This is a genomic window from Actinosynnema sp. NPDC059797 (genome assembly GCF_042732085.1).
In the GTDB taxonomy this organism is placed as follows: Bacteria; Actinomycetota; Actinomycetes; order Mycobacteriales; family Pseudonocardiaceae; genus Actinosynnema.
In genome coordinates, this window is record NZ_JBHWIE010000333.1 from 1 (window position 1) to 7,885 (window position 7,885).

At 76.0% G+C, this 7,885-nt stretch carries 9 protein-coding genes; all 9 read right to left on the reverse strand.

Going from position 1 to position 7,885, the window contains the following annotated elements:
• Window positions 1-543, reverse strand: a 543-nt coding sequence (locus ACFV4N_RS36185; RefSeq protein WP_499677173.1) for a copper transporter, incomplete at its 3' end; no start/stop codon positions are given.
• On the reverse strand, window positions 540-1,724 hold the full coding sequence (gene steA / locus ACFV4N_RS36190; RefSeq protein ID WP_499677174.1) for a putative cytokinetic ring protein SteA: 1,185 nt from the start codon (window positions 1,722-1,724) through the stop codon (window positions 540-542). The genes steA and ACFV4N_RS36185, both read right to left, overlap by 4 nt.
• A gap of 75 nt (window positions 1,725-1,799) precedes the next feature.
• The gene (locus tag ACFV4N_RS36195) at window positions 1,800-2,432 is read right to left on the reverse strand and encodes a hypothetical protein (RefSeq protein WP_499677175.1); all 633 of its coding nucleotides are present in this window, start codon (window positions 2,430-2,432) and stop codon (window positions 1,800-1,802) included.
• The gene (locus ACFV4N_RS36200; protein ID WP_499677176.1) at window positions 2,429-3,232 is read right to left on the reverse strand and encodes a hypothetical protein; all 804 of its coding nucleotides are present in this window, start codon (window positions 3,230-3,232) and stop codon (window positions 2,429-2,431) included. Before ACFV4N_RS36200 ends, ACFV4N_RS36195 begins: the two co-directional genes overlap by 4 nt.
• Window positions 3,229-5,010, reverse strand: coding sequence for a DNA repair protein RecN (gene recN, locus ACFV4N_RS36205; RefSeq protein WP_499677181.1), 1,782 nt, complete (start codon window positions 5,008-5,010; stop codon window positions 3,229-3,231). The genes ACFV4N_RS36200 and recN overlap by 4 nt, the downstream gene beginning before the upstream one ends.
• A gap of 66 nt (window positions 5,011-5,076) precedes the next feature.
• Window positions 5,077-5,970 (reverse strand): NAD kinase, encoded by an 894-nt coding sequence (locus ACFV4N_RS36210; RefSeq protein ID WP_499677177.1) that lies wholly within the window; start codon window positions 5,968-5,970, stop codon window positions 5,077-5,079.
• Window positions 5,971-5,980: 10 nt separating this feature from the next.
• Window positions 5,981-6,790, reverse strand: a complete 810-nt coding sequence (locus tag ACFV4N_RS36215; RefSeq protein WP_499677178.1) for a TlyA family RNA methyltransferase — start codon at window positions 6,788-6,790, stop codon at window positions 5,981-5,983.
• A gap of 4 nt (window positions 6,791-6,794) precedes the next feature.
• Complete coding sequence (locus ACFV4N_RS36220) at window positions 6,795-6,968, reverse strand: hypothetical protein (protein ID WP_499677179.1); 174 nt, start codon at window positions 6,966-6,968, stop codon at window positions 6,795-6,797.
• Window positions 6,969-6,972: 4 nt separating this feature from the next.
• Window positions 6,973-7,758 carry an HAD-IIA family hydrolase gene (locus tag ACFV4N_RS36225; RefSeq protein WP_499677180.1) on the reverse strand — a complete coding sequence of 262 codons (786 nt, stop codon included), beginning with the start codon at window positions 7,756-7,758 and terminating at the stop codon, window positions 6,973-6,975.
• Window positions 7,759-7,885 lie beyond the last annotated feature (127 nt).

The following is a 7,885-nucleotide window of genomic DNA, read 5'->3' on the forward strand; positions in this document are numbered from 1 at the left end:
CGCCTCGGCCTCCGCATCGGTCGCCCGGGGCTGGTCCTCCGGGCCGAGGAGCAGCACCGCCCCGCGCTGTGCGCCCGCCCGCGTGCCCGGGTCGGCCCCGGTGGGCAGCTGGGTCCCGGCGGGCTGGAGCCGCGCCACCATGCCCAGCAGCTGGTCTGCCTTGTCGGGGTCGGCGAAGGAGTCGGTGAGCTGCACCTCCCCCGTCACCTCGGCCCCGGCCACGTGCAGCAGCTTCGCCAGCGCGTCCCGGTCGTCCGGACCGGCGTCCGCCGTGGTCACCAGCACGACCGTCCGGCCGGCGAGCCGCCCCTCCACCGCCAGCGGCCCGACCGCGCCGGCGAACCGGTCCGCCTCGGCCAGCCGCGCGTCCTGCGCGTTGCGCTCCTCCCGCAGCGCGACGACCTCGCGACCCAGGTCGCTGTTGTCGTCGGTCAACCCGGACAGCAACCGGCCGCTGATCGCGGTCGACCCCAGCACCACGCCCACGGCCAGCGCCAGGAACACCGCGGCGATGGTGACGACGTGGTAGCGCAGCGAGATCACCGGAACAACCCCTTCACCCAGGTCACGGCCGACCCGACCGCGTCGGCCACCACGTCCAGGTACGCCTGCCCGACACCGGACGCGGTCAGCGCGGCCACCATCACCACGACCGCCGCCGACACCAGCAGCGCGACCGCGCCCGTCGACACCCGGCCGCGGTGCAGCACCGCGACGGCCCGCCCGTCCACGAGCTTGTCGCCCAGCTTGAGCCGCGTCAGGAACGTCGACGGGTTCGACCCCGAGCGCCCCCGGTCCAGGAACTCCCGCAGCCCGGCCTGCACCCCCACGGTCACCACCAGGGCCGCGCCGTGCGCCTCGGCCAGCAGCAGCGCCAGGTCCTCGGGGTTGCCGTCCGCGGGGAACGTCACCGCTCCGATGCCGAGGTCCTGGATACGCTCCAACCCGGGCGCGTGCCCGTCGGTCTGCGCGGGCACCACGACCTCGGACCCGGCGCGCAGCGCCTCGGTGCCGATGCCGTCCGGGTCGCCGACGATCACGTCCGGCTTGAACCCGGCCCGGTGCAGGGTGTCGGCGCCCGCGTCGACGCCGATCAGCACGGGCCGGTGCTCGCGGACGTACTTGCGCAGCCTCCGCAGCTCCTCGGCGTGCCGCGGCCCGCCGGCCACGACCAGCACCTGCCGGTCGCGCATCGGCACGACCAGCTCCGGCACGCCCACCCCGTCGAGCAGCAGCTCCCGCTCCCGGCGCAGGAACTCGATGGTGTCGGCGGAGAACGCCTCCAGCTGCGACGCCATGCCCGCCCTGGCCTCGACCACCGCGTCGGCCACGGACTCGGCGGTCTGCTCGACGCCCCGCGCCACCTCGCGGTCGCCGACGAACACCCCGCCCTCGTGCAGCCGCACCTTCGCGCCGTCCCGCACGTCGCGCAGCACCCCGGTGCCGACCCCGTCGACCAGCCGGACCCCCGCCTCGACGAGCACCTCCGGCCCGAGGTTGGGGAACCGCCCGGAGATCGACGGCGACGCGTTGACCACCCCGACCACCCCGGCGGCCACCAGGGCCTCGGCGGTGCGGCGGTCGACGTCGACGAGGTCGAGCACCGCGACGTCACCCGGTTCGAGCCTCCGCAGCAGGTCGCCCGCGCGCCGGTCGACCCGCGCGACGCCGGTGACGCCCGGCGGTTCGTGGTTCGTGCGGCGCAGCAAACCGGAGAGCTTCATGGCCCGATGGTGGCCCACGCGGCACGCGCCCCCGGGCCAACACGCCGGGCCCGTCACCCCTCCACAGTGGACGGACTACCCGGTCGGGTGATCCCGCTCGTCGTCCACGGGCTCCAGCTCGGTCACCGGGATGGCGATGCCGAACGGCGGCGTCGCGTCGTCGTCCACCTGGTACACCGAGGCGCCCGCGGGCCGCGCCGCGCGGGCGGGCCACTCGACGGACAGCGCGGTCCCGACGACGATCAGCGCCGCCGCCACGCCCAGCAGGTGGCCGCCGGGTCCCACGAAGGTGCGGACGTCCTCGTCGGGCAGGGGGCCGCCGAACAGCACCGACCACGTCTCCACGACCGTCCACAGCACCCCGGCGACCAGGCCTGCGCCCGCGAACGCCGCGAGCCGGCCGGCCACCGCCAACCGGGGCGCGCGGAACTGGAGCGCCGCGCCGACACCCGCCAGCAGGGCCGCCAGGACCAGGGCGTGGCCGTAGGTCGGTTCCGGACCGCCCTGCTCGCCCACGCCGTCGAGCGGGGGCTCGCGGACCAGCTCCCACCCGGTGATGCCGACCCTGACGAGCCGGCCCTCCGACACCGGACCGGCCGGCCCGAACAGCTCCACCTGCTCCACGCCGAACAGCGGGAACAGCGAGCCGAGCACCACCAGCAGCGCGCCCGCGACGAGCACGCCGACGGCGACCGCGCGCCGCGTCACGACGGTTCCCCGGCGCCCGGCCGCGGACCGCCCGGTCCCGAGGGGCCGGGGTCCTGGCCGGCCGGAGCCGGGGCCTGAGCCGGACCGGAACCGGCGGTGCCCGAGCCGGCGGCACCCGAGCCGGCGGCACCCGAGCCGGCGGCACCCGGGCCGGCGGTGCCCGGAGCGGCCGGATCGGCCGAACCGGAACCGCCCGGCCCCGCGTAGTCGCTCTCCGGCAGCCGCGCCACCTCGATCACCGGGATGCCGAACGGCGGCGTGTCCTCGTCGGCGTCGCCCACCGCGTACACCACCGCGCCCTGCGGCCGGGGCGGCGACCTGCGGGCGTGGATCAGCACCAGCCCCGCCACCGCGACCAGCACCGCCGCGCTGAGCAGCCAGATCCCGCCGCCCGCCGTCTCCCTCAGGTACTCGCGCTCGATGCCGGCGGACTCGTTCAGCGCCGCCGACACCGCGGTCCACACCGCCCACACCGCGCCGAACAGCACGCCGGTCGCGCCGAGCGCGGTGTACCTGGCGATGTCTCGCTGGTGCTCGGGCAGGAACACCATGGCCGCGGCGACCGCCAGCAGCAGCCCGGCCACCACGATCGGCACCCCGTACTGGGGCGTGCGGCCGAAGTCCAGGTCCACGACCCTCGACGGCTCCAGGCGGGTCGCCCACGACGTGGTCGTGATCCGCAGCCCCGCGCCGGCCCGGTCGTAGCCCGACTCCAGCACCGACAGCGGCAGGAAGGTGCCGACGACCGCCCCCGCGGCGGCCAGCACCAGCAGGGCCGCCCCGAGCAGGCGTCGGCTCACCGCTTCTTCGCCTTGCGCCGCACCACGGGTGCGCTCTCCTTGTCCGCCTTCGCGGCCGCCAGCAGCTCCTCGGCGTGCGCGCGGCCGGTGTCGGTGGAGTCCATGCCGGCGAGCATCCGGGCCAGCTCCACCACGCGCTGCGACTCGTCCAGCCGCCGCACGCCGCTGCGCGTCAGCACGCCGTCCGCGGTCTTGTCGACCACCAGGTGCCGGTCCGCGAACGCCGCCACCTGCGGCAGGTGCGTGACCACGACGACCTGGTGGCTGCGCGCCAGCCTGGCCAGCCGCCGGCCGACCTCGACCGCCGCCCGGCCGCCGACACCCGCGTCGACCTCGTCGAACACCAGCGTGGGCACCGGGTCGGAGTGCGACAGCACGACCTCCAGCGCCAGCATCACCCGGGACAGCTCGCCGCCGGACGCGCCCTTGTGCACGGGCAGCGCGGGCGCGCCGGGGTGCGCGATGAGCCTCAGCTCCACGTCGTCGACGCCGGACGCGCCGGCGTGCAGCAGCCGCCCGTCGACCTCCAGCGCCTGCGCGTCGCCCGCCTCGGCGACCCGCGGCCGCACCACGACCTCCACGGTGGCGTGCGGCATGGCCAGGCCGGTCAGCTCCTCCGACACGGCCCTGCCCAGCTCCTCGGCGGCCTCCGCGCGCGCCCCGGTCACCCGCCGCGCGTAGCCCGCCAGCTCGACGGCCAGCTCGTCGCGCCGCGCGGCCAGCGCCGCCAGCGCCTCGTCGGAGGTGTCCAGGCCGGACAGCCGCGCCGCCGCGTCTCGCGCCCACGCGATCACGCCGTCCACGTCCGCGGCGTACTTGCGGGTCAGCGACTTCAGCTCGGCCTGGCGGGCCAGCACCTGCTCCAGCCGCGCCGGGTCGGCCTCCAGGTGCTCCAGGTAGGACGCGATCTCCGCGCCCACGTCGGCCAGCAGCGTCTCCGCCTCGACCAGCCGGGGCTCCAGGTCGCGCAGCTTGGGGTCCTCCGAGGCCGACAGCCGCCGCCGCGCCTCGCCGATCAGGCCCAGCGCGCCCGGGTTGTCCGGGTCGCCGTCCGGGGAGCCCGACACCGCGTACTGGGCGCCCGCCGCGGACTCGCGCAGCTGGTCGGCGTCGGCGAGCCGGCGCGCCTCCGCGATCAGCTCCTCGTCCTCGCCGGGTTTCGGGTCGACCGCGGTGATCTCGGTCAGGCCGTGCCGCAGCAGGTCGGCCTCGCGGGCCAGCTCGTGGGACCGGCGGGTGCGCTCGGTCAGCTCGGCGGCCACGCGCAGCCACTCGTCACGGGTCTTCTGGTAGGCGCGCAGCGGCCCGGCGACCTCGTCGCCCGCGAACCGGTCGAGCACCGACCGCTGCTCCGCGGGCCTCAGCAGCCGCAGCTGGTCGTTCTGGCCGTGCACGGCCAGCAGCTGCTCGGCCAGCTCGCCCAGCACGCCGACCGGCACCGCCCGCCCGCCCAGGTGGGCGCGGGACCGGCCGTCGGCGCCGACCGTGCGGACGGCGATCACGCTGCCGTCGTCGTCGGGCTGACCGCCGACCTCCTCGGCGACCTTGGCCGCCGGGCTGCCCGCGGGGGCCTGGAACCGGCCCTCGACCACCGCCTTCTCCGCGCCGTTGCGCACGCGCGACGCCTCGGCCCGGCCGCCACCCAGCAGGTGGAGGCCGGTGACGACCATCGTCTTGCCCGCGCCGGTCTCGCCCGTCACCACGGTGAACCCGGGGTCGAGCTCAAGGGTGGCCTCGTCGATCACACCGAGGCCCTGGATGCGCATCTCGGCCAGCACAACAGAGAACACTACTGGGCGACACCGACGAACCGTGTGCTCGGGGGCCGGCTTTCCCCAGTTGATCTACCTGGCCGAGGGACCCCGCCACCCCTGCACCGGCAGCTCGAACTTCTCCACGAGCCGGTCGGTGAACGGGCCCTGCCGCAGCCTGATCAACCTCAGCGGCACGCTGCCGCCGACCACCTCGACCCGCGCGCCGGGCGGCAGGTCGACGGTGCGGCGACCGTCCGCGGACAGCACCGCCGGGTAGCTCTCCGGATCGACCTCCAGCGCCACCACCGACGCGGGCGAGACCACCAGGGGCCGCGCGAACAGGGCGTGCGCGTTGCTCGGCACCACCAGCAGCGCCTGCACGTCCGGCCACACCACCGGCCCGCCCGCGGAGAACGCGTAGGCCGTGGAACCGGTCGGGGTGGCCACCAGCACGCCGTCGCAGCCGAACGCCGACACCGGCCGCCCGTCCACCTCGACCACCACGTCCAGGATCCGCTCCCGGGTGCTCTTCTCCACGCTGGCCTCGTTGAGCGCCCACGTGCTGCCCAGCACCTCGCCGCCGGAGAACGCGGTCACGTCGAGCGTCATCCGCTCGTCGACCTCGTAGTCGCGGTCCACGACGTGCCGGATCGCCTCGTACAGCGCGTCCGAGTCGGCCTCCGCCAGGAACCCCACCCGGCCCAGGTTCACCCCCAGCACCGGCACCCCCGCCGCGCGCGCCAGCTCGGCCGCGCGCAGCAGCGTGCCGTCGCCGCCGAGCACGAACACCAGCTCCGCGCCCTCGGCCGCCTTGTCGTCCGCGGGCACCACCTGGGTGAAGCACGACTGGTCGAGGTCGGGCGCCTCGTCCTCCAGCACCCGCAGGTTCACCCCGCCCGCCGCGAACCGCGCCGCGACCTCCTGGGCGACCAGCACGTTGCTGCGCCGCCCGGTGTGGACGACCAGCAGGATCTCCCTCGTCACCAAGTTCCCCTCACTGGGGTCCTTCGGCCACGGCCGTGCGCACGAGCGCGGCGGCGGCCTCGTCGGACAGCGGTTCGCCCCGGCGCAGCCAGGCGAAGAACTCGACGTTGCCCGACGGACCGGGCAGCGGGCTCGCGGTCACCCCGTGCAGCCGCAGGCCGAGACCGGCGGCGGACGCGACCACGTCCAGCACCGCCTCGGCGCGCAGCCCCGGGTCCCGCACCACGCCGCCCGAACCCAGGCGCTCCTTGCCCACCTCGAACTGCGGCTTCACCATCGGCAGCAGGTCGCCGCCCTCCTCCAGGCACGCCGCCAACGCCGGCAGCACCAGCCTCAAGGAGATGAACGACAGGTCGGCCACCACCAGGTCCACCGGACCGCCGACGTCCTCCGGCGTCAGCGAGCGCACGTTCGTCCGGTCCTTGACCACGACCCGGTCGTCCGTGCGCAACCGCCAGTCCAGCAGCCCGCGCCCCACGTCCGCGGCCACCACCTGGCGGGCGCCCGCGCGCAGCAGCACGTCGGTGAACCCGCCGGTGGACGCGCCCGCGTCCAGGCAGCGCCTGCCCGCCACCACCACCCCGGAGAACGCCTCCAGCGCGCCGACGAGCTTGTGCGCGCCCCGCGAGGCGTAATTCGGGTCGTTGTCGTCGGAGCGGACCACCAGCGCGGTGTCCAGCTCGACCGCGGTCGCGGGTTTCGTGGCCACCGTGCCCCGGACGGTCACCCGGCCCTCGGCCACGAGTTGACTGGCGTGCTCCCGGGACCTGGCCAGCCCGCGGCGGACCAGTTCGGCGTCCAGCCGAGCCCTGCGCGGCACCGGGTCAGACCCTGTCGACGCTGGACAGCGCGGCGGTCAACGCCGCGTGCACGTCGTCGAACCTGGCCACGTGCTCGACCACGTCGAGCTGGTCCAAACCGCCCAGGCCGGCCAGCGCGTCCTCGATCCCGGCCACCGGATCACGCGGCGGGCCGGGCAGGGGAACCTCGAAGCTCACGGTTTCAAGGTAGCCGATGCAGGATCGACAGGTCCGCCGCGACGTGGGTGGGGCGCCGCGCCCCCGGGAGGCCGAGCGCCTCCTCCTCGGTGGACACGCCGGTCAGCACCAGCAGCGAGTCCATGCCCGCGTTCACCGCACCCGCGATGTCGGTGTCCAACCGGTCGCCCACCACCAGCGGCCGCTGCGCGCCCAGCGACTTCGCCGCCTGCTCCAGCAGCGGCGTCGCGGGCTTGCCGGCCACCAGCGGCTCCGCACCCGTGGCGGTCCGCAGGGCGGCCACCAGCGCGCCGTTGCCGGGCAGCAGGCCCCGCTCGGTGGGCAGGGTCGCGTCGACGTTGCAGGCGACCCACCGCGCGCCCGCCCGCACCGCCACGCACGCCTCGGCCAGCTCCCGCCACCCCAGGTCCTGCGACAACCCCTGGACCACGGCCCCGACGCCGTCCGCGCGGTCCACGGGCTCGAACCCGCGCGACCGGACCTCCTCGGCCAGCGCGGCGGTGCCCAGCACCAGCACCCGCGTCCCCTTCGGCACCAGGTCCAGCAGCATCGTCGCGCCCGCCTGGGCGCTCGTGCTGACCTCCTCCAGGGAGGCGCCGAACCCCAGCTCGGCCAGGTGCCCGGCCACGTCCGAGGGCGAGCGGGAGGCGTTGTTGGTGACGAACCGGATGCCCACACCGCGCTCGCGGGCGGCGGCCACCGCCTCCACCGCGCCGGGCACGGCTTCCCGGCCCCGGTACACGGTGCCGTCGAGGTCGAGCAGCAGGGCGTCGTAGCGGTCCAGCAGCACGGGCCGCCTCCGTTCCGGTGAAGTCGCGGGGTACTGCCTCAAGTCTGGAGGCGCCCCACCCGGCGGGGTTGGGGCGCCCGGGTGTGTATTAGGTTGGGTAGCGCCGCCCGGCTGAATACCAACGGCG